At 40.3% G+C, this 22,682-nt stretch carries 19 protein-coding genes and 1 riboswitch; of the genes, 11 read left to right on the forward strand and 8 right to left on the reverse strand.

All coding sequences use genetic code 11. The features are described from left to right. Positions 1-243 precede the first annotated feature (243 nt). From ACO1XM_RS12820 to ACO1XM_RS12830, 3 genes are all read right to left on the reverse strand, one after another. Entirely contained in the window at positions 244-4,431 is a 4,188-nt protein-coding gene (locus ACO1XM_RS12820; protein WP_486229562.1) for a tetratricopeptide repeat protein, read from the reverse strand. Between the two features lie 292 nt (positions 4,432-4,723). Then, positions 4,724-5,527, reverse strand: a complete 804-nt coding sequence (locus tag ACO1XM_RS12825; protein WP_486229564.1) for an anti-sigma factor — start codon at positions 5,525-5,527, stop codon at positions 4,724-4,726. After that, positions 5,524-6,027 (reverse strand): RNA polymerase sigma factor, encoded by a 504-nt coding sequence (locus tag ACO1XM_RS12830; RefSeq protein WP_486229566.1) that lies wholly within the window; start codon positions 6,025-6,027, stop codon positions 5,524-5,526. Before ACO1XM_RS12830 ends, ACO1XM_RS12825 begins: the two co-directional genes overlap by 4 nt. A gap of 599 nt (positions 6,028-6,626) precedes the next feature. Between ACO1XM_RS12830 and ACO1XM_RS12835 the strand changes: the two genes are divergently transcribed. Further along, positions 6,627-7,169 carry a fasciclin domain-containing protein gene (locus ACO1XM_RS12835; protein WP_486229568.1) on the forward strand — a complete coding sequence of 181 codons (543 nt, stop codon included), beginning with the start codon at positions 6,627-6,629 and terminating at the stop codon, positions 7,167-7,169. A gap of 71 nt (positions 7,170-7,240) precedes the next feature. On the opposite strand, the gene lpdA is transcribed toward ACO1XM_RS12835, so the two are convergent. Further along, positions 7,241-8,632 (reverse strand): dihydrolipoyl dehydrogenase, encoded by a 1,392-nt coding sequence (gene lpdA / locus ACO1XM_RS12840; protein WP_486229570.1) that lies wholly within the window; start codon positions 8,630-8,632, stop codon positions 7,241-7,243. A 98-nt stretch (positions 8,633-8,730) separates the two neighbouring features. Between lpdA and ACO1XM_RS12845 the strand changes: the two genes are divergently transcribed. The 10 genes from ACO1XM_RS12845 (at position 8,731) to ACO1XM_RS12890 (ending at position 18,014) form a co-directional block, all read left to right on the forward strand. Beyond that, a complete protein-coding gene (locus tag ACO1XM_RS12845; RefSeq protein WP_486229572.1) occupies positions 8,731-8,919 on the forward strand; it encodes a hypothetical protein in 189 nt (62 codons plus the stop codon). After that, complete coding sequence (gene fabG / locus ACO1XM_RS12850) at positions 8,900-9,646, forward strand: 3-oxoacyl-[acyl-carrier-protein] reductase (protein ID WP_127121403.1); 747 nt, start codon at positions 8,900-8,902, stop codon at positions 9,644-9,646. Before ACO1XM_RS12845 ends, fabG begins: the two co-directional genes overlap by 20 nt. 38 nt (positions 9,647-9,684) lie before the next feature. Then, on the forward strand, positions 9,685-9,993 hold the full coding sequence (locus ACO1XM_RS12855; RefSeq protein WP_486229574.1) for a DUF3566 domain-containing protein: 309 nt from the start codon (positions 9,685-9,687) through the stop codon (positions 9,991-9,993). Between the two features lie 176 nt (positions 9,994-10,169). Beyond that, on the forward strand, positions 10,170-10,634 hold the full coding sequence (locus ACO1XM_RS12860; protein ID WP_486229576.1) for a DinB family protein: 465 nt from the start codon (positions 10,170-10,172) through the stop codon (positions 10,632-10,634). A gap of 99 nt (positions 10,635-10,733) precedes the next feature. After that, a riboswitch (SAM riboswitch) is annotated at positions 10,734-10,847 on the forward strand. A 299-nt stretch (positions 10,848-11,146) separates the two neighbouring features. Beyond that, positions 11,147-12,496 carry an O-acetylhomoserine aminocarboxypropyltransferase/cysteine synthase family protein gene (locus ACO1XM_RS12865; protein WP_486229578.1) on the forward strand — a complete coding sequence of 450 codons (1,350 nt, stop codon included), beginning with the start codon at positions 11,147-11,149 and terminating at the stop codon, positions 12,494-12,496. Between the two features lie 15 nt (positions 12,497-12,511). Next, positions 12,512-13,552 carry a homoserine O-acetyltransferase family protein gene (locus ACO1XM_RS12870; protein ID WP_486229580.1) on the forward strand — a complete coding sequence of 347 codons (1,041 nt, stop codon included), beginning with the start codon at positions 12,512-12,514 and terminating at the stop codon, positions 13,550-13,552. 25 nt (positions 13,553-13,577) lie between these two features. After that, entirely contained in the window at positions 13,578-14,804 is a 1,227-nt protein-coding gene (locus ACO1XM_RS12875) for a homoserine dehydrogenase (RefSeq protein WP_486229582.1), read from the forward strand. 173 nt (positions 14,805-14,977) lie between these two features. Beyond that, positions 14,978-16,273 carry an NADH:ubiquinone reductase (Na(+)-transporting) subunit F gene (gene nqrF, locus ACO1XM_RS12880; protein WP_486229584.1) on the forward strand — a complete coding sequence of 432 codons (1,296 nt, stop codon included), beginning with the start codon at positions 14,978-14,980 and terminating at the stop codon, positions 16,271-16,273. A gap of 203 nt (positions 16,274-16,476) precedes the next feature. Then, a complete protein-coding gene (locus ACO1XM_RS12885; RefSeq protein WP_486229586.1) occupies positions 16,477-16,818 on the forward strand; it encodes a DUF6970 domain-containing protein in 342 nt (113 codons plus the stop codon). A gap of 59 nt (positions 16,819-16,877) precedes the next feature. Then, positions 16,878-18,014, forward strand: coding sequence for a formimidoylglutamase (locus ACO1XM_RS12890; protein WP_486229588.1), 1,137 nt, complete (start codon positions 16,878-16,880; stop codon positions 18,012-18,014). 119 nt (positions 18,015-18,133) lie between these two features. Here ACO1XM_RS12890 and ACO1XM_RS12895 read toward each other — a convergent pair whose 3' ends face one another. The 4 genes from ACO1XM_RS12895 to ACO1XM_RS12910 form a co-directional block, all read right to left on the reverse strand. After that, positions 18,134-18,523, reverse strand: coding sequence for a fibronectin type III domain-containing protein (locus ACO1XM_RS12895; protein WP_486229590.1), 390 nt, complete (start codon positions 18,521-18,523; stop codon positions 18,134-18,136). Positions 18,524-18,869: 346 nt separating this feature from the next. Continuing rightward, complete coding sequence (locus ACO1XM_RS12900; RefSeq protein WP_486229592.1) at positions 18,870-21,191, reverse strand: prolyl oligopeptidase family serine peptidase; 2,322 nt, start codon at positions 21,189-21,191, stop codon at positions 18,870-18,872. 349 nt (positions 21,192-21,540) lie between these two features. Continuing rightward, entirely contained in the window at positions 21,541-21,765 is a 225-nt protein-coding gene (locus ACO1XM_RS12905; protein WP_486229594.1) for a CDGSH iron-sulfur domain-containing protein, read from the reverse strand. After that, positions 21,765-22,643, reverse strand: coding sequence for a YicC/YloC family endoribonuclease (locus ACO1XM_RS12910; RefSeq protein WP_486229596.1), 879 nt, complete (start codon positions 22,641-22,643; stop codon positions 21,765-21,767). Before ACO1XM_RS12910 ends, ACO1XM_RS12905 begins: the two co-directional genes overlap by 1 nt. Positions 22,644-22,682 lie beyond the last annotated feature (39 nt).

Consider the following 22,682-nt stretch of genomic DNA (forward strand, 5'->3'; position numbering starts at 1 on the left):
ATTTAGAATTTAGAATTTAGAATTTAGAATTTAGAATTTAGAATTTAGAATTTAGAATTTAGAATTTAGAATTTAGAATTTAGAATTTTTAAAATCCAGTAAATCTTGCTCCTTTTGGTGTTAATTTTCGGTATCAGGATTTTTAGGATTTAAAGATTAGCAAGATTTAGTGATGTTTTATAAATTTTTAGATGAATTATTTGCTCTAATCTTGTTCACGCAGTAAATCCTTAAATCCCGTTCTTACTTGCAATATGAATCAATTGAGAACCTTGCTTTAGGGTCACCCAGTACAACGGCTTGTCTCCAATCAACACAGGCTTTTTTAGTATCCTCCATTTGATAATAGAAATTACCCCGCTGCTTAAAATAAGAAGCATTTTTTGGTTCTATGCGAATCGCTTCGTCCATGTCGGATATCGCAGCGCCAACATCTTCATTGTTAGCCTTACATGTGGCACGATTATAATAAGCCAGACCATCCTCAGGGTTGAGCTGAATAACACGGTTGTAGTCCAGAATAGCACCTTCAAAATCTTCAATCTCCTCTTTGATCAATGCTCTGTTAAAATAGTTATTGGGATTTTTTGGATCAACATTAATGGCATTGCCAAGCTCTGTAATAGCAGATTTTGTATCGTCTAATCCTAGATAAGCTTTGGCCTTGTCGGCAAAAAGTATGGGTGTATTCTCACCTGCCTTCTGTGCCTCATCATAGCTCTTGATGGCCTCTCTGTACATCTCCTGCTCCAAACTTACGCGACCACGCCTGTAGAAAATATTTTTATCCTTTACACCAGAAGCAATGAGTCGATCTAAATATTCCTCGGCAGCCACAAAATTATTTCCATTGTAGTAGGCATCAGCCAACTGGCGGTTCAGTTCAGGATCAGGTTTTTGCGTAATCTTTTCCACCATGCGAAAGTCCTTGGCGGCTTCATCAAACTTGTTTGTTTTTACAAAGAGGGAGCCTCTGTTTTGGTAGGCGCTTACGTACTCTTTATTACTGGTAAGTGCTGTGTTAAAATCTTTTAGCGCATCAGGATAATTCTCCATTTCCAGATAAACGCGACCTCTGTTGTTGTAGAGTGCAGGGTCACGATGGCCCAATGTAACGGCTTGTGTATAATCATCTAAAGCAGCAGTAGCATTTTTTAGCCAATAACGCGCGTCACCACGGTGAAAAAAAGCAACAGCTAGTTTAGCGTCTTTTTCTATAGCCGTTGTGAAATCACTTTGAGCATCATCATACCTTTTAGCCTCCAGCTTACAAACACCACGCATATCATAAGCCACTGCATCATTAATGCCACTGTTAATAGCATTGTCTAAATCAGTAAGGGCTCCGGTGTAATCTTTTAATTGATAGCGTGCAGTGCCGAGCTGGTAATATACTTCTGCAGTTCGTTCTCCCATTTCAACTGCTTTGGCTAAATCACTAATAGCCTTGTCGTATGTTTTAAGTTTAAAATGCGATCCACCTCTTGCTTCATACACTTTGGCATTGGTGGTGCCGGCATCAATAGCTTTAGTAGCAGGATCAAGCGCACCTTTATAATCTTCTGTCTTGTATTTGGCGATGGCTAATATAGTAAATTCATCTACCCCCGCCTGATTGCGAGAGGCAACGATCGCCATATCAGCAGCAGCACCTTTAAAATCATTTAAAGCAAAGCGTGCCTTGCCACGGTTATTAAAGGCAAGTGTGTATTCATTTTTTAATCCGATGGCGCGGTCAAAGTCTGAAAGTGATTCCTGCACGAGTCCTGCATTGACTTTGGCCTTACCTCTGTTATTATAAATGACTTCATCATTCTGGCCTAAAGCAATGGCTTTGTCGTAAGCTTCTATACTGCCCGTAAAATTATTTTGTTTAAAACGACCATTACCTGCAGCATAGTACACCTCTTTATTTTGAGAATTTAATGTCACAGCTTTTTCAAGAATGGGTTGAGCCTCTTCTTCCTTTTTAAGCTGTAGTTTACTAATAGCCAGATTTTCAAAAGCCACTAAGTCGCTGGTATTTTTGGCAATTGTTTTTTGCAGATCAATCTCGGTTGCCACATAATCTTTTAATTGAAAAGAAGCCTTGCCCCTTTTTTCGTACACACCATCTTCCTTTTCCCCTGCAACTTCAGCAGCAGTTAGTGCTTCAACGGTACCCTTATAATCTTTTGCATCATAACGCAAATAGCCTGCATAAAGCAGCACCTTTGCGTCTTTTACTCCGGCTTTAATAGCTTTTTCCAGATAGTCTTTTGCTGCATCTTTTTTAGCTGTGTTGTAATTGGCCAGTGCAAGCATTTGTAGTAATTCAGCTGTTTCCCCTTCAGCTACTTTCGCTTTTTCCAGATCAGGTAGGGCGCCTGCATAGTCTTTTGTATTGTATTTGGCGGTACCTCTGTTTAAATAAGCTTTCGAATAATCATTTTTCAATTGGATAGCTTTGTCGAAATCTGCGATGGATGCAGTCACTTGATCGCTATTCATTTTGGCTTTTCCTCTGTTATTGAAGAGTACTGGGTCTTTGTCATTCAGCACAGAAGCTTCGTTGTAATAAGAGATTGCCTTGGAAAAATTATTTTTCTTGAAATTGATATCGCCCAGATTTTTGAAAGCATCAAAATCTTTAGCCCCCAATGAAATGGCTTTTTCCAAATCCGGTTCAGCAAGATCTGGTTTCTGCAGGTTGATGGCAGACAAACCTTTCATTAAGAATAAATCGGCACTACTGGCACCGGCAGTTGCCGCTTTGCTCAATGACTCCAGTGCGCCACTAAAATCTTTATTCTTGTATTGGCATGTACCTAACTGATTAAGTGTTTCAGCATCGCTGATGCCCATACTTACTGCGGCTGCCAGGTTTTTAGACGATTCTATACAGTCAGCATTTTGTGCCTGACTCAAGCCCAGCATTTTGTAAACGTCTTTATCTTTTATGCCTTTAGCAACTACTTTACTCAGAGCATCCGCACTTCCCTTAAAGTCTTTAAGCGTGTATTTGGCTGTACCAGTTTTTTGCAGAAATTCTGTTTCAGTTTTACCTGACGCAATCAGTTTATCAAAATCCAATGAAGCTTCTTTCCAGTTTTGTAAAGCGTAATGTGTGTTAGCACGATTTTCAATGGCCTTATCGTAATCTGCTTTAAGTGAGATAGCTTTATCAAAATCAGGGATGGCATTTTTAAGATCTTGTGTGTTTGCTTTAGCCTTACCACGATTATTCCAGACAATTGGATCTTTGTCGTTTAGGGCGAGTGCTGCATCGTAATGTTTGATGGCTGCTGTAAAATCATTTTTCAAGAAACTGATGTCTGCCATATTTTTGAAGACATCATACTCCTTAGCACCAAGCGAAATCGCTTTTTCATAATCTTTGGCAGCAGCTTCATTATTTTTGGTGTTGAAGTATGCATGACCACGCATCACAAATACATCGACTTCATTGACCCCAGCAGTAATGGCTCGACTTAATGATTCGATAGCGGGTGTGAACTCTTTGTTTTTAAACTGACAGCTTCCGAGTTGACGAAATACATCTTTATCGGTGCTACCCATAGCTACAGCAGCACTCAGGTTTTTTTGTGCTTCTGTACAGTCACCTGAGGTGGCCTGACTGAGACCAAGCATTTGAAATACATCTTTATCGCGAACACCTTTGGCTGTTACTTTACTCAGTGCTTCAATAGTACCCTTGGTATCTTTTAACTCATATTTGGCTGTTCCTGTTTTCTGAAAAAGTTCTATTTCAGTTTTTCCGGCAGCAATCATTTTGTCGAAATCTTCCACACTGCCTTTCCAGTCTTTTAGAGCATAACGTGTGGCAGCTCTGTTTTCAAGGGCTTTGTCATAATCGCCTTTTAATGCCAGGGCTTTATCGAAATCAGGTAAGGCATTTTGAAAATCTTGTAAGTTGAATTTGGCCTTACCGCGGTTATTGTAAAGTATGTGATCTGCTTTACCGAGCGCTATGGCCTTGTCGTAATTAGCAATAGCATCTTTATAGCTTTCCAGTTTAAATTTGGCATTCCCCAACGTAGCGAAGACATCGAAATTATTAGCGCCCATGCTTGTGGCTTTTTCCAGATCAGTAGCTGCTCCTGTAGCATCGTTCAAATTGTATTTGGCGAGCCCGCGGTATTCAAAAAGTTCGGCAGTATTGATGCGTGCCTTTACCGCTTCATCCAGGTCTAACCGGGCTTTGTCATATTGTTGTTGTTTGGCATAGGATAGTCCTCTTTTTACATAGACTTCTTTATTAGCGAAGCCAGAGTTAATCAGTTGAGTGAATTGGAGGATGGCATCATTCAAATCATTAGCCTCCAGTTTTTTTAATGCGGAAGCATATTGCACCTGCATGATTGAGTCTTGCTTTTGCGCGTGCAGTGTTAAACTGAAAAGGAGTAAAATGCCAATAGTGTATGCCTTCATGGTTGAAGCTGTTTAGTCTGCTAAATTATCAAAAAAACAGCGCTTATCTGAAGGCAATCAGATCAGGAATTATACCAATTATAGAGGTATATAAGGGTAAGAATGGCTAAAATAGCTATAAGCATGAAGCCAAAGACTTTTGCTCTTTTGTAATAGCCTTGTACGGGTAGATTCTTTTTCACTTTTAATTAATGGTCAAAGATACGCTTTAGTAAACCATTGTTGGGGTAAAAAGTCTAAAAAGGCTGTTAAAAAACAAAAAAACAAGGCGATTTAAGTCTTTTGAAAGACATTAACCTGCAGTTGTATTGCCAAGTACTTGCATGGTTTCAAGTGTAGGGCTTGCTTTGCCTCCCTTAGGTTCAATGGTTACAGCGAAGGCAGCTGCTCCTTGTCCGATGTTTTTCATTTTAATAAGTCCTGCCAGATTGCCATCAAAAACTCCAGCATCAACAGGTTTACCATCAATAATTGCCCAAAGCTGGTATTGATTTTCTGTTGAGAGCTCCTTCATATTTTGAAGACTCAGGTATACTTCCTCGGTGTTTTCATTCCAATACACTGCTGCAAGCGCCTGTGGTGCATTGGCTGTGCCTTTCATCACAATTCGTTTGAAGTCAGGACTGTTGATTACGCGCAAATCAGTTTCAATTTGACTAATACGGTTGTTAACAGTGTTATAATCTTCAGCAATCTGCTGGTTGCGTGTCATCAGATCGTTTAGGCTAACAACAGTAGTGCGCCATTTATTATAATAGTTGTAAGCTAAGAATGAACTGATTATCGCTAGACTTAAGGAGGCGGCTACCGCAAATTGCCAGAAGCGTGTTTGATTACTTGAAGGCCTTAAAGGAATTACTTTCTTATCTGCTTGCTGATCGAGTGCTTCAAAAAGTTGATTTTTAACTTTGGCAGAAGGCTGAATAGCTGTTTTCATTAACAGTAGCTCCTGCGTTGCTTCTATCTGCTCCAGTTCAATTTTCAGCGCGGGGTATTGTTGCAAATGCAGTTCTACCTCCCTGCGTTCATTTTCCGCAAGTAAGCCGGCAGCATAAGCCTCTAAAACTCCACTCGATATGTATTCTTCTAAATTCAAGCGCCTACTATTGATCGTAATTGTTGCATGGCTGAACGCAATCTCGTTTTTACTGTACCCAACGGAATATTGAACTCTTCCGCCAGCTCAGATTGTGAATAGCCTTTAAAGTAAAGGTGCTCCACAACAAAGCGTTGTTCTTCCACTAATTTGTTTAAAACCTCTTTTAGGCCTATGCCGTCTATATTTTGTTCAAGAGCATCTTGCCTGTCGATTGTATGTACGAGAGAATCAATGCCTTTGGTTTTCTGATCCTTAGAAATTTCTTTAGAGCGGGTTTTGTCTATCGCCTGATTACGGGCAATGTTCAACATCCAGGTGAATAACTTGCCCTTAGAAGCATCATATTGGTCAATGCGATCCCAGATTTTTAAGAATATATCCTGTAAAACCTCCTCCGCAATGTCTTCATGTTGAAGAATACGATGAATGACTCCATATAAAGCGCCTGAATAATGATCATAGAGATAGGACAGGGCTGACCTGTCTTTGGCCAGCAAGCGGCTGACCAGTTCTTTCTCCTCTATGTGTATTCTTAAAGCGATGGTTGTAGTGATTAAAGCCTCAAATTATTAAAAAAGAGTCATATTGAAAATGTTTGCAAGGAGCATTTAAAAATTAAGTAGGACACCGAGTTATTGCCAGATAAATACCTTGAACAAAGTCTGTACTGAATACATCCTAATAAATAGTCAGGTTTGATCTCTGGTTCTTAAGCTTCTACAGATTGACCTATTGCTTTAGTTCTATGTTGTTCCATACGCAAGGGCAGGTTAAGTGGCGATAAAAAAGTAATGAGCATCAAAATAGTTTAGGTGTTAAACAAAATGAATACTGTTATAAAGTTAGATTTTGAATAACCGTACCATTTTTATAAGCAGTGTATTGTTTTAATTCTCAGCATGGAATATGATTTCGAGGTACTAAATGGTTAAAAGACTATGTTACGTTAAACAAAACATTTTTATATTCTTTTCATGTTACTCATCACCCGTTAACTACCGTTTAACGGTGTGATAAGTATTTTTTTGATTTAATAAAATCCAACCGATAACCATCGTTCGTAAGTGGTGTTAATTAAATAAACAAAACTCATTTTATGAAAAAAGTATTGATTGCATCATTTAGTTTATTGTTATCTGTTGCGGCATATGCACAGAAACCAGTTACTGTAGGAGGCTCACCGATGTATCCGACAAAGAACATCATTGAGAATGCAGTAAACTCAAAAGATCACACAACACTTGTGGCCGCAGTAAAAGCAGCAGGTTTGGTTGAAACATTATCAGGTGCAGGTCCTTTCACCGTATTCGCTCCAACAAATGCAGCATTTGAAAAATTGCCTGCTGGCACTGTAGAAAATTTATTGAAGCCTGAGAACAAGGCAACACTTACTGCAGTATTGACTTACCATGTTGTAGCAGGTAGATTAAGCGCAGCGGATGTAGCCAATGCTATTAAAGCAGGTAAGGGTACAGCTACCTTAACAACAGTGCAAGGTGGTAAACTTCAGGCGATGATGAGCGGCAAGGACGTATTGTTGAAAGACGAAAAAGGAAACACATCTAAAATCTCTATCTTCGATGTGAACCAGTCCAACGGTGTGATTCACGTGGTAGAATCAGTAGTGTTACCTAAATAATCAGCAACATTGAAAAATAAAAAAGCTCACCAGAATGGTGAGCTTTTTCTATTCATTAAAATGTGTAAGACCTAGAGGTGAATCACTTCACCATAGGCTGCTGCAGCCGCTTCCATAATGGCTTCGCTCATGGTAGGGTGAGGGTGTACAGATTTCACAATTTCATGACCAGTAGTCTCCAGGTTACGGGCCACTACTACTTCAGCAATCATTTCAGTTACGTTAGCACCAATCATGTGTGCGCCTAACCACTCGCCATACTTGGCATCAAAAATTACTTTTACAAAACCATCGGGAGCACCACCAGCTTTCGCTTTGCCTGATGCCGTGAATGGGAACTTGCCAACCTTTACTTCATATCCGGCTTTCTTGGCTGCTTCTTCTGTATAACCTACTGAAGCAATTTCAGGCGATGCATAAGTACAACCAGGAATGTTATTATAGTTAAGCGGATGAGGATTTTGTCCTGCTATTTTCTCTACGCAAATAATGCCTTCAGCTGAAGCTACGTGTGCCAGGGCAGGGCCTTTCACAACATCACCAATGGCATAGATGCCTGGTACGTTTGTTTTGTAGTAATCGTCAACGATAATTTTTCCTTTCTCGTGTTTCACACCGGTTTCTTCCAAACCAATACCCTCCAGGTTGGTTACAACTCCGGCAGCCGATAACACGATATCAGCTTCTATCTTGATTTCACCAGTAGGCGTTTTAACAGTTGCCACACAGCCTTTACCACTTGTATCAACACCGGTTACTTCTGAGCTGATGTGTATGGTCATGCCTGATTTTTTGAAAGACTTTTCCAATTGCTTGGAAACCTCTTCATCTTCTACAGGCACAATGCGTGGCATAAATTCAACAATGGTTACTTCCGTACCGATGGCGTTGTAGAAGTAAGCAAACTCAACGCCAATAGCGCCAGATCCTACCACCAATAATTTTTTAGGTTGTTCTTGCAGCACCATGGCCTCGCGGTAGCCAATAATTTTTTTGCCATCGAATTTCATGGAAGGTAACTCGCGTGAGCGACCGCCAGTAGCAATAATAGTGTGCTTAGCTTCGTAGTCAGTTTTTTTGCCTTCGGCATCTGTTACTTCTACTTTACCGCCTTTTTTTACTTTACCGAAGCCAACAATATGGTCGATCTTATTCTTCTTAAATAAAAATTGAATGCCTTTGCTCATACCAGCCGCTACATCGCGACTGCGTTTTACCATGTCTTTAATATCAGCTTTCGCCTCGCCTACCGTAACGCCATAATCTTTGGCGTGCTTGATATATTCAAAAACGTTGGCACTCTTTAATAATGCTTTTGTAGGAATACAGCCCCAATTCAGGCAGATACCGCCCAATTCTGCTTTTTCGACCACACCCACCTTCATGCCCAGTTGAGAAGCACGGATGGCGGCCACATACCCACCAGGCCCACTGCCAATAACGATTAAATCATATTTAGACATAGCTATGCTTTTAAATTCGCTGCCAAAGATAAGCCTGCATTTGCGCTTTCAAAACTCAAAATTTAACAGATTTATGGCTTTTGCTTACTTTTGACAAAATGAAGATCGTCCACATTGTACTTTTATCCATCAGCTCGCTGGCCATAGTGGGTGGTACTTTTATGAATTTAAAATTCCACATGGTTGAAGGGCTTTTTGTGCGCGATGCCGGACTGGTCGGTATAGTCGTATTTATCATCCTATTTTATAAACACCTAAAATCCAACAATGAAACTACTTCAAAATAAAACGGCTTTGGTTACCGGAGCCTCTAAGGGTATTGGAAGATCCATTGCTTTAAAGTATGCTGAGCAGGGTGCAAATGTGGCTTTTACCTATTTATCAAGTGTGGAACAAGGACAAGCACTGGAGGCAGAACTGGCCGCCAAAGGGGTAAAGGCAAAAGGCTATCGCTCGGATGCCTCTGATTTCGCACAAGCCGATAAACTGATTGCTGATGTAATTGCTGATTTTGGTTCATTGGATATTTTAGTAAACAATGCCGGCATTACCATGGATAACCTGTTGCTTCGCATGAATGAAGAAGCCTGGGATCGTGTGATCAACGTTAATTTGAAATCATGTTTTAATACGGTGAAGGCGGCCACCAAGCAAATGATGAAGCAGAAAAGCGGCTCTATTATTAATATGACTTCTGTGGTTGGCTTAAAAGGCAATGCAGGTCAGGCCAACTATTCAGCATCAAAAGCAGGTATTATCGGTTTCACAAAATCAGTAGCCCTTGAGTTGGGTTCGCGCGGTGTGCGCAGCAATGCAATTGCGCCTGGTTTTATTGAAACAGAAATGACTGGTAAACTAGATGAGAAAACAGTGCAGAGCTGGAGAGACGCCATTCCTTTGAAACGTGGCGGCAGTCCGGATGATGTGGCAGATGCTTGTGTTTTCTTAGGTTCAGATATGTCGGCATACATTACCGGACAGGTACTTCAGGTTGATGGGGGAATGCTCACTTAATCAATTGTTCATTGTAAATTGTCAATTATTAAAAGATCATGGCTAAAAGAGAAATTAAAAAAGTAGATCCTTTTTCACTGGCAAAAGTGCTTGGAATTCTTTACGCTTTATTGGGAGTGATCATCGGGTTGATGTTTGCTGCGTGGGGCTCTGTGATGTCAAATTTACATATGGCAGAAAGTGATGAGACAACGAAAACCATTCTCAGCTTTTTTGGAATTGGCAGCATCATTTTCTTTCCCATTCTTTACGGCATCATTGGGCTGGTTGCAGGTGTAATTACAGCTGCACTTTACAATGTAGTAGCAGGTTGGGTAGGTGGTGTGATGATTGAAGTAGGTGAGTAAACTTATTCACTTTGTAAAACTATAATTGATGACCAGTCTTGTACTGGTCATTTTTATTTCTGATAGTCCGTGTAGATACCACTAGTTTTGAAAACAGTAGGGATTAATAAAATGGATCATCAGTCAGGCGGATTTTAGATAAAGACGAGGATTAGTAATTTTTTATTTATTGATGTATGAAGAAAACAGAAATTCAAAATCTTATTGACACGCTATCGCATACTTTTGAAAAAAACGCCTGGCATGGGCCTGCAGTATTGGAAGCACTGGAAGACGTGCGTGATGTACAAGCTGACCAACGAATGGGGAACTCGCATACTATTATTGAATTAATTGCACACATGACAGCGTGGAGAAATTTTGTCTGCGAAAAATTGGAAGGGAATGCTGCCTTTGATATTGATACCGATGAAATGAATTTTCCAAGCACTAAAAATCTGAAGACAACAATACTGGAGTTAAAAGCGAGTCAAAAACGATTGTTAAGATTGCTCGAACAAACACCAATTGAAAAATTAGAAGAAAAAGTTCCAGGCCGTCCTTTCAAATTTAAGGTCATGCTAAACGGCATCATCCATCATGATTTGTATCACACCGGTCAGATTGTGTTGTTGAGGAAATACCATAACGAACAGCTGTAAGGCAAAAAATATTTTAAAATATTTCTTGAAGTATTTGGAAACTCTACTAAACCAGTATACGTTTGTGTCATCATAGTCGAGAAGGCCATTCGCCCAATCGATTTATAAAGAAGTGCTGAGAGAACAGGCTCAAAGAAGCACTAGCAACCGCCACCAAATGTGGAAAGGTGCTAAATCCTGCTCCCAACAAGGTGTTGAGGAGAACTATAAAACGATTGAAAATGAAAACAATTAACTTCATTCACATCACAAAGCAGGTGCTTCTAAGCTTAAAAGCTTCTATTCACGACTTAACTCAATCCATCATTTATTGTTGCCTCCCTTTTGCCACGCATAGGGAAGCACATACAACTTATACGTGTTGTATGTGTATGCCTGCCGCCAATGCAGGTTGTTGTTGTTAACGATTAATCTTTTTTCGTAACACAACACTCAAGGCTTGACAAGTCATGTCATCGCTTTGCTTCTTACTATTTTCTCAAAACATTTTTAACAATCTAAATACTATTATCATGTCTAATTTACGTTTTGAAACACTTCAGCTACATGCTGGTCACGAAATTGATGCTACAGGTTCACGTGCAGTTCCTTTGTATCAAACAACTTCTTACACTTTTAAAAACTCGGAGCATGGTGCCAATCTATTTGCTTTAAAAGAGTTTGGTAATATCTATACACGCATTATGAACCCCACCACCGATGTGTTTGAAAAACGCATCGCTGCTTTAGAGGGTGGTTTGGCGGCCTTGGCAGTAGGTAGTGGTCAGGCAGCACAGTTTATTGCACTCAACAACATCTTACAAACAGGCGATAACTTTGTAAGTACTTCATTTTTATATGGCGGTACCTATAATCAATTTAAAGTTGCTTTTAAACGCCTGGGAATTGAAGTAAGATTTGCAGAAGGAGATAAGCCTGAAGCATTTGAAAAACTAATTGACAATAAAACAAAAGCGATTTACCTCGAAACCATCGGTAATCCTGGTTTTAACATTCCCGACTTTGATGCCTTATCAGCATTGGCCAAAAGCTACGACATTCCATTGATTGTTGATAATACTTTTGGTGCTGGCGGATTCTTGTTTAAACCAATTGAACATGGTGCTGCAGTGGTGGTGGAGTCTGCTACGAAATGGATTGGTGGCCACGGTACCTCTATTGGTGGCGTGATTGTCGACAGTGGAAATTACAATTGGGGTAATGGCAAGTTTCCACAGTTCACTGAACCATCAGAGGGTTATCACGGATTAAAGTTTGCCGAAGTATTTGGTGTTAACAATCCGCTCGGATTGCCCAACATTGCTTTCATTATTCGTGCAAGAGTAGAAGGCTTACGCGATTTTGGTTCAGCGATTAGTCCGTTCAATTCTTTCTTGTTAATACAAGGCCTTGAAACCTTATCGCTGCGTGTGCAGCGCACAGTAGACAATGCCTTGGCTTTGGCCCAATGGCTGGAGCAACATCCGCAGGTTGAAAGTGTGAACTACCCCGGTCTGGAGAGCAGTACTTATCATAAACTGGCTAAAAAATATTTACGCAATGGTTTTGGTGGCGTACTCTCCTTCACACTAAAAGGCAGCAAAACACATACAACTAAGTTTGTAGATTCGTTGAAGTTAGTAAGTCACTTAGCCAATGTAGGTGATTCGAAAACACTCATTATTCAACCTGCCGCCACTACGCATCAGCAATTAAGCGAAGAGGAACAATTATCAACAGGTGTATTGCCAACCTTGCTTCGCGTGTCGGTAGGCATTGAACATATCGATGACATTAAAGCCGACTTTGTTCAGGCACTCGAAAAAGTTAGCCTCACCCCCATCCCCTCTCCAGAGGTAAGGGGTGAATACCAAGTAAAATAACTTCAGATAAAGTTTATGAAGCAAACATCAACATATTATTTCAATGAATCCTTTGAGTTGGAGCTGGGTGCTTATTTACCCGGCTTCCAACTTCAATACACCACAGTAGGTAAGCTGAATGCTGAACGCGATAATGTGATTTGGGTTTGTCATGCCTTAACAGGAAGTTCTGACTTTACCGAATGGTGGGGAAAACTTTTTACCAAAGAAGGCGTATACAGTCCTGATAAATATTTTATTGTTTGTGCTAATATTCTAGGTAGTTGTTACGGATCAACCAACGCTTTTTCCATTAATCCTGAGACAGAAGGAATTTATTTTCATGATTTTCCTACGCTGACTAACCGTGATGTGGTAAGGGCCTTCGACTTATTGCGCAGGTCACTCGGCATTCATTCTGTTCACACACTGATAGGAGGATCCTTAGGCGGACAACACGTGTTGGAATGGGCCATTCAGGAACCTGATGTTTTTGAATACATCATTCCCATTGCCACCAATGCTGTGCATTCTCCCTGGGGTATTGCATTTAATGAGGCACAACGTATGGCCATTGCAGCAGATAATACCTGGAAAAATAAAGATTATCTGGCAGGGGCAGAAGGATTAAAAGCAGCGAGAGCCATTGGTATGCTATCATATAGAACATACGATACCTATAAACAAACACAAGCCGAAAATAGTACTGATGTTACAGAAACTTTCAGGGCGGCCACCTATCAGCAATACCAGGGCGTAAAACTGGTAAAGCGTTTTAATGCCTTTGCCTACTGGACATTAACAAAAATGATGGACAGTCAGCAAGTGGGGCGTGACAGATCAGGTATTGAGGATGCGCTGAAAAAAATTAAAGCAAAAACCCTGGTAATCGGCATTGACAGTGATGTACTCTTTCCGTTAACAGAACAACTCTTTCTGGCAGAGAATATTCCGCAGGCAGATATTGCCATTATACAATCTCTTTATGGACATGATGGTTTTCTGGTTGAATATGATCAGTTGACTAAAGCCATAACAAAATTTTATCAGCAAGCAGAAGTATCAACGAGTAAATAATTTTTAGATAGAAAATACATAATAAATGAAAAAGAAATTAACAATTGGTCTTTTCGGATTTGGTGTAGTCGGTCAGGGACTCTATAATGTGCTTAGCCAAACCCACGGTGTTAAGGCAGAGATAAAACGAATAGCCATTAAGGATAAGAACAAAGACAGAACCTTACCTCAGGAGTTATTTACTACGGATAAGACTGAGATTCTCAACGATCCTTCTATTGACATAGTCATAGAGTTAATCAACGACCATGAAGCGGCATATGAGATTGTCAAAGAGGCAATAGAGAAAGGTAAGCACGTAGTCACTGCTAATAAACGTATGCTGGCAGAAAACCTGGAAGAGTTTTACGAATTACAACAGCGTTATGGTAAATCAATTTTATACGAAGGGTCAGTATGCGGAAGTATACCCATCATCCGAAACCTTGAAGAGTACTACGATAATGATCTGTTAACTTCCATTGAAGGCATTTTTAACGGATCAACTAATTACATTTTAACAAAAGTTTTTGAAGAGAAGAAATCCTATGCCGATGCTTTATTAAAAGCACAGGAATTAGGCTTTGCAGAAACTGATCCCGCACTTGATGTTGAAGGTTATGATGCCAAGTTTAAATTAGTGATTGCTATAGCGCACACTTTTGGCGTATTTGTTAAACCTGCAGATATTATCAATATTGGCATCAATAAAATTTCGGCAACGGATTTGAAGTACGCTAAAGAGAATAATCTTTCAATAAAGCTTGTGGCGCGCTCATTTAAGCAAGGCGATAAAGTTTTTGGTTTTGTTGCACCTCAATTTATTGAGGCACACCATCCTTTAGCTTCTATCCGTAATGAATACAATGCAGTTTTAGTAGAGGGGGCATTTGCCGAAAAACAAACTTTTGTAGGCAAGGGTGCAGGGAGTTATCCAACTGGGTCGGCAGTGTTATCAGATGTATCTGCGCTAACGTATGGCTATGCGTATGAGTATAAGAAGCGGGCGCAGCATGAAGCGCTTACCTTTTCCAACGATTTGCTGGTAGAGGCTGTAGTAACTTTTGAAGACGAGAACGCGGTAAGCATCAAAGATTTTGAGACTTTTAAATCAGGGTATGCTGCCAATGGCAAACAATTGTTGCAAGGCATTTTAACATTAGCCCAATTTAAAGCGTTAAGTGAGCGTGATGGTGTAAGTGTTTTATTGGCAGCAAATGCCACCTTTAGTCCTGTTAGGGAGTTGATATCAGTCGGTGTTTTAGCATCCTGAAAGCAGGTCTTTTTACCACCAAAAATGACTAAGTCTGATGGAAGGTAAAGACTTAAGGGTAGTATTTAGTTAAACAATTAATAATCAAACGTTTAACCAATCAAAAATTATAGGCTTTGCGAAACAAAAATTCGCGACCAGCCTTATATTTGTGGACTTAAATTTTACCTGTTATGGTTATTACCTCTTCCATTCTGGCGTTCACCATTGTTATCCTTTTGCTGGTGGCGCTTCTTATTTTTGCTCAGGCTAAATTGGTGCAATCCGGACCAGTAAAAGTTGTGATTAACGGTGAAAAAGAAATCACTGTATCGGCCGGTAGCTCTTTATTGTCAACCCTGGCAAACGAGAAAATATTTTTGCCTTCTGCCTGTGGTGGAGGGGGTACTTGTGCCATGTGCAAGTGTGTTGTAGAATCAGGAGGCGGAGATGTATTGCCCACAGAGATGGGTCACCTGAGCCGCGCTGAGAAACTCGGCAATGTACGTTTAGGTTGCCAGGTAAAAGTAAAGCAGGACATGAACATCCGCATCCCTGACGAAATCTTCGGTATTAAGAAGTGGGAGTGCGAAGTGGTTTCTAATTATAACGTGTCAACGTTCATTAAAGAATTTGTAGTAAAACTGCCTCCTGGAGAAACACTGCATTTTGAGGCGGGGGGTTACATCCAGATTGATGTGCCAGCCTTGACGGTTGACTTCAAAACGATGGACATCACACCTCACCCTGAATTGGGTCACAGCAGCAAAGATGTTTTCAAAGGCGATTGGGATAAGTTCAAGTTATGGGATCTGAAAATGAAGAATGATGAGCCCATCTTCCGTGCCTATTCAATGGCCAACCACCCGGCTGAGGGTAATATCGTGATGTTGAACATCCGTATCGCAACGCCACCATGGGATCGCGCCAACAATAAATGGATGGATGTAAATCCTGGTATCTGTTCTTCATACGTTTTCTCCCGCAAGCCTGGAGATAAAGTAACTATTTCAGGACCTTACGGTGAATTCCATATCAATAAAACACAACGTGAAATGGTCTACATCGGTGGTGGTGCCGGAATGGCTCCATTACGTGCGCAGATCTTCCACCTATTTCACACAGAAAAAACAAACCGGAAAGTATCTTACTGGTATGGCGGTCGCTCTAAAAAAGAGTTGTTCTATGTTGAGCACTTCCGCAAAATCGAGCAAGAGTTTCCTAACTTCCAGTTTAACATCGGTTTGAGTGAACCATTACCTGAAGATAACTGGAAGGTGAAGAAAAACCTGGAAGACAGAGAAGCAGATGGCTATGTAGGTTTCATCCACCAGTGTTTATTTGATAATTATTTGAAGAATCACCCTGCACCTGAGGATATCGAATTCTACCTATGCGGACCTCCATTGATGAACGCAGCGGTATTGAAAATGCTCGATGAAATGGGTACACCAAAAGAAAATATTCGCTTTGACGATTTCGGTGGCTAATCTTCACCAAACTATACAAGGAAGCCTTCCATTTTGGAAGGCTTTTTTGTTTTATAAAAGTCAAGTTGTAGTGGCCACAGATTTACACAGAACCAAAGAAAAACCAAGGGCACATTGGAAGTGTGACCGAGGATATAAGGTATTCGCTGCTGATTTTTCCAACGCATAAAGCTCATGGTGTGTCTAAATGGAAAACTCAGGTTATGATTAAGGGAATTGTTATGCTGCTGATGCTTGGTCTTTCGCTTTCGGCATTCTCCTGCGAAGACTCACTTGACTTGCCATGTGCTAATAACGACTGGTTGGAGGCAAAGGTGAAGCAGATGAAAAGAGCAAGCTGGCAAGAAGGACTGATAGAACAGTATGAGTACGAAGGCCAGGCGGTGATTTCGATCAATAACTGTTTTGGTTGTGCTGATGCCATGACAGTGGTATATGATTGCTCAGGAAATGAATTATGTAAGTTTGGCGGTATTGCAGGCTATAACACCTGTCCGGATTTTGCGACTGAAGCGAGATTTGTAAAAGTAATTTTTAAGTCATAACCAGCAAGTGTTCAAGTTCAGATTTGGAATGATTATATTCACACTTCATTCCAGCCAACATGGACTTAACCATTTTCTTCTCACCCGTTGACGAAAGCATTTACGAGAACATTTCGTCCACCTCTTCTTTCTATAAAAACATTCGTGTATATGGCGATAAGATGCCTGATTACCGCGATGCACATATTGTAATTATTGGCGTAAGCGATCCTGACACAAAGGCTGCAGATGAGATCAGAAAGAAATTATACAATCTTAAGCGTGGTGCGGGTGCTTTCAGAATCGTTGATTTGGGAAATTTAAATCCTGGTCACGACAGAGATGAAATGTATACACGCATTAGTGAAGTGTGTCGCATTGTGCTGGAACAAAATGTATTGCCAATCATTATTGGAGGTGCACACGATTTGGATTTCGGTCAGTACGCGGCCTATGAAACCTTTGAGAAGTTAGTAAGCTTTTTAAATGTTGACGCTTTTCTTGATCTGGAAGATGATCCACAAACGAGTATTGAAAGAAAACATGTGCATAAGATATTGCTGCATGAACCAAACTATCTCTTCAATTATATTCATTTAGGTTATCAGAGTTATTTGATTGATCCTTTATCTGTGTCTGTATTGGAGAAACTTTACTTTGAAGCTTTTCGCATAGGGCAAATGCGCACCAATATGCAAGAGATGGAACCAGCCATCCGCCATGCCGATTTACTTTCTTTTGATGTTACCGCTATTCGATCCAGCGATGCACCCGGCAATCGTTATGCTCAACCCTTTGGCTTAACTGGCGAAGAGGCTTGTCAGATTTGCTGGTATGCAGGATTGAATGAGAAGTTGAGCTCGGTCGGATTTTATGGTTACCATCCTGAATTGGATGATACGCATCAGAAGACAGCATCAGTTATTGCCACCATGATCTGGTATTTTATAGGAGGCTACTATAACCGTAAGAACGAACAGAATTTTAAAGGAAACGATTTCACCAAGTATACGGTGTCTATGCCCTCTGATCCTGAAACCATTTCTTTCTATAAAAGTAAGATGAGCGAGAAGTGGTGGCTGGAAGTGCCTAACCCCAATGGCAAAAAACGCTATTCCAGAAATAGTATTATTCCTTGTAGCTATAACGATTACCTAGCCGCCACGAAAGGTGAGGTACCTGAAAGGTATATCAGTACCTTGGCAAAATTGATCTAATAACCTGTTTCGAAAAATCTTCTCTATAACGACTAAATATTAGTTAATGATAGCTGAAGATGAACAGTATGCAATCAAACAGGCTTTTGTTCTGCAGCACAAAAGCCTATCGGATTTAATTAAAGTGTAGTAGCATCTTTGGTTGCTGAGGCAACAGAAGTAGCAGTCCCTTTTTTAGCGTATAAGCGGAAGTAGTATTTTGTTTGCGCTGTTAACCCTGTTACATTGGTTGATGTTCCTGTTACTTCTTTTTTGCTGAATCCTGTCACCGTTGTCGCAAAGGTATTAGAAGTAGAGACATCTAATAAATACTTATCAGCTCCGGTAGCAGCAGTCCAATTGACCGTAAACCCTGTTGCTGTAATTGCAGAAGCATTGCCCAGTGTTGGCGCAGCAACCACAACGGGTGAGTCATCATCCTCGCAGCTTGCTGTAACAAACAGCATAGCGCAAAGAAGCAATAACAAGGACAAACGATTTGATAATGTGTTGTGAATTACTTTTTTCATTTTTAAAATAGTTTTGTTTAACAGCCAATAGACACACCGTTGTAATTATTCGTTGGTCTATTGTTTATAAATATTTAGATAATTTTTATGGGGTTGTTCACTTGAAGAATGAACAACCTTGCATAGACACAAAATGTAATGCTTCCGTTGGATTACTCGCTTAAGAAAAAAATATTGTTGTGCGCACGTACTGTTCTTAAAAAAACCAACGTTGTATAAAATTTTGTTTTTGATAATCATGGCCTTAGCAACAGATCCTGAATGATCATGATATTAAATCGTGTTAATAAAAAATGGCTTGTGATTTCACAAGCCATTTTTATTTTATGGTGAGAGAAGAAATCGACTACTTAAGTTTTTCCTCAAACAATTTCAATATTCGTTTATATTCATCCGTCCAACTGCTTGGCTCAACAAAGCCATGATCTTCTACAGGATAGACGGCCAACTCCCAGTTTTCTTTCTTCAACTCCATTAATCGTTGCGAAAGTCTTACCACATCTTGAAAATGAACATTGACGTCTACCATACCATGGCATATCAACAACGAACCTTTTAAACCTGCTGCATGATAAATAGGAGAGCTCTTTGCATAGGCAAGGCTATCCAGTACAGGTGTGTTTAATATGTTAGAGGTATAACCATGGTTATAATGTGCCCAGTCAGTAACCGGACGTAAAGCAGCACCGGCAGCAAATACATCCGGTGTAGTAAACATACCCATTAAAGTAATAAAGCCTCCATAAGAACCACCATAGATACCAATGCGTTTCGGATCAATGCCATGTTCCTTTACTAACCATGCTGCACCATCTACATGGTCAGTCAAGTCTTTGCCACCCATAAATTGATAAATACCTGTACGCCAGTCACGACCGTAACCGGCACTGGCACGATAATCCATATCTATTACTGTATAGCCTTTATCAGCCAATAAATTGTGAAACATGTATTCGCGGAAATAGCTGCTCCACCATTTGTGCGCATTTTGTAAATAGCCAGCACCATGCACAAATATTACGGCAGCACCATTTGGTTTAGCGGGTTTGTACAAGCGTGTGTAGATGTCTGCACCATCGCGTGCCTTAACAGTGGTAACAACAGGGTCGCGCCAGCTATACGAAGTAAATTCCGGAGTTAGCGACTGTGTAATTTGTTGTGCTTTAGCACCTGCTTTGTTTTCAGCTAAGAACAATTCCCAGGGTTTGTTGCTGTATGAGTAACGATAAGCCAGCATCTTTTCGTCAGGGGACAATTCTACTTCATGGGCTCCTGTGGCTGAAGTGATTTTTTCTGCAGCACCACCGGTTACGGCTAATTTGTAAAAATGCTTTTCTCCTGGATGGACCTCATTTGTTGTTAAATAGAAATGCTTTTTAGTGCGTGATAATGACACTTGCTGCACCTCATACTTGCCTGTGGTGAGTGCCTTTTGTGTTTTGCTAACTACATCATAACTGTACAAATGTGCATAACCAGTTTCTTCAGAGATAAACCATAAACTGCTGTTGCTGATCCAACCCATACTAAAACTACCGGGTCCTCCCACCCAGGCATCATCGTGTAGGCGGTGTACAGGTGTTAGTTTTTGTGTAGCTGCATCCAATAAAACAATCCAGCGATCTTTGTTATCAACTGCACGTAATATGAGCATAGCCTGCTTACCATCATCCGACCAGATTGGGCCAAAAAAAGTGACGGCTCTGTTAACAGGTTTCTTCTCTTTCGAATCACCTTTTACAAAAGCAAGCTTTTCAGTAATTCCAGGCAGTTCATCGACCTTTACCTGTAATACAGTGTCGCGCTTAATGTCGTAAACAAAAAGTTCCGAAGTATTCTGCGCTGCGCCTACTTTAGTGCGGGCGGGTATATTTTCCGTAAAACCAGAAGCTGTTACATAATTAGGGACGATGGTATTTTTGGCATTACTGCTTTTTGTCAGTCTGAAGGTTACAAAATTACCATCCGGACTAAGCCTTGCCTGGTCTACATTTTTATCATCCAGGTAAATTTCTTTGGGCCTTTTTACTTGTTCGGTTTTTCTGATACGTGCTGTTTCTGCTTGAGCATCGTTGCGTTCTTTTAAGATTTGGATGTATGCCAACTGATCTTCCTTCAACCATTTCTCTTGTTCATTTAATGGAGGAGGCATGTTCTTCTTTCCTTTTTTGAAATCCGTCAGTTGAGTCAGATTGCCATTAGCAATTTCCCAGCTGAAAAGATTCTGCTCCGCAGTAAAAATGATCTTACGCTCATCTCCTGAAAATGTAGGGTTACTTTCTCTATTGATTGTGTTGGTAATCTGTCTGCTTTTAGCAGTTGCAATGTCATAGAGAAAAATATCTCCATTTTTTTCAAACAAAAAGCTTGTATTGGCTTTGTTGTATGTGCCATTACCAGCGGGCAAATTCATGCGCTCTTGCTTGGATACTTTTTGGGGCGTTCGGTTGGTGAGCGTTATTTTATAGAGCGAATCAGACTTTGCCTTATCAGGATTCCAGTTGAAGTAAATGGTTTTGCCATCCAGCGACCAGCTTACATTGCTTGGTGCTTGACCAATCCATAGAGGATCGCGCATAATTTTATCAACGGTAAGTTCGCCCAGTGTTTGAGCCTCTGCAAGGCCAACGATGAACAGGTAGGTAATGAAGAGCAGACGTTTCAGCATACAAGTTTATTTTAAGCTAAGATAGGCACCAAGCCGTCTTGCTTAAACATAATTACATGAGCAGTTAAAACTGTCCATGAGATGCTAAGACCTATAGTATATTTAATAACAGGTAAACAAGAAAGATGATAACAAGTAAGAGGGCGGTCCATTTGATTCCCTGACTGTAGTCGGTAAATTCATATTGACAGATGGGGCATACCTTTGCCTTCTCGTCAATTTCCATGGCACATGAAGGGCACTCTTTTAATTTCACGTGTTAATATTTATTTTTTTGCTTTAGGACACACGGAATCGCTCATTATTATGCTTCTGGGTGTGCATCAGATCATGACGATTTCATAAAGCCTTAAACTTTACGCGGAGGTAGTTCAAAAGCACTTCCTTCATGCTCGAAGCCACTCTTATGAGAGCCATCACAAAAGGGTTTGTTCTTTGAGTGACCACAACGGCAAAGAGAAAGAACCGTTCTGCCTTGCAATCCGTAAATATTGCCCTGTGCGTCTACAATTTCGAAATCACCTTCTACTTTTAAAGAGCCGTTATTATTAACAGTAATTTTTGTTGTAGCCATTATAAAATGTTGTTGAGTTGTTCTTTAATTTTTTCCAGTTCTTCCTTCATCACCACCACTACTTTTTGCATAGCAGCATCATTACTTTTGCTGCCGATGGTGTTAATCTCTCTTCCAATTTCCTGTGCAATGAAACCGAGTTTTTTTCCGTTCGATTGTTTATCGCCTAACACTTGTGTGAAGTAATCAAGGTGGGTACCCAGGCGAACAATTTCCTCCTGTATATCGAGTTTTTCTATGTAGAAAATAATCTCCTGTTCAAGTCTGTTTTTATCAAAGCCTTCATCGCCAAAAAAGTCATGAATGCCTCCCTTTAGTTTTTCTCTTACCCGTTGCACACGTTTTGGATCAATCTCTTTAACGCTCTCCAATCCTTTGCTGATGGTATTGATGTACTCCTGAAATTTCTGAAGTAAAATAGCGCCTTCTTTTACCCTGAACACTTCACAATCCGCCATTGCTTTTAAAAGCGTGCTTCTGAGATTATTCCAATCCTCTTCTGTAAGTGTTTCATCAAACTTATTTTCGGTTACACCAGGAGAGTTGAGAGCAAGCTGGAATAAAGCATCCTGCGGAGCCTCTACAGTGTTGGCTAATTTTTGCAACTGAATATAATAAGCCTTAAACAAGTCTTTGTTATAAGCTATTTGTGGTTCTTGTTGCCCCTGTTGCTGGTAGTCAATTGAAATAGAAACCTTTCCTCTTTCTAATTTTTCGGTAATGAGATTCCTGATCTCAAGCTCTTTTTCTGTGAAGAGTTTTGGGAGACGAAGATTTAAATCAAGAAACTTGGAGTTTAGGCTTCTCACCTCTATGTTGAGTTGAAAGTGACCACCTTCAAATGAAGCCTGGCCAAAGCCTGTCATGGATTTAATCATAGGTGCAAATAAAGCAGCAAGATACTATTTAGTATCGGC

This window comes from Chryseotalea sp., assembly GCF_057350905.1.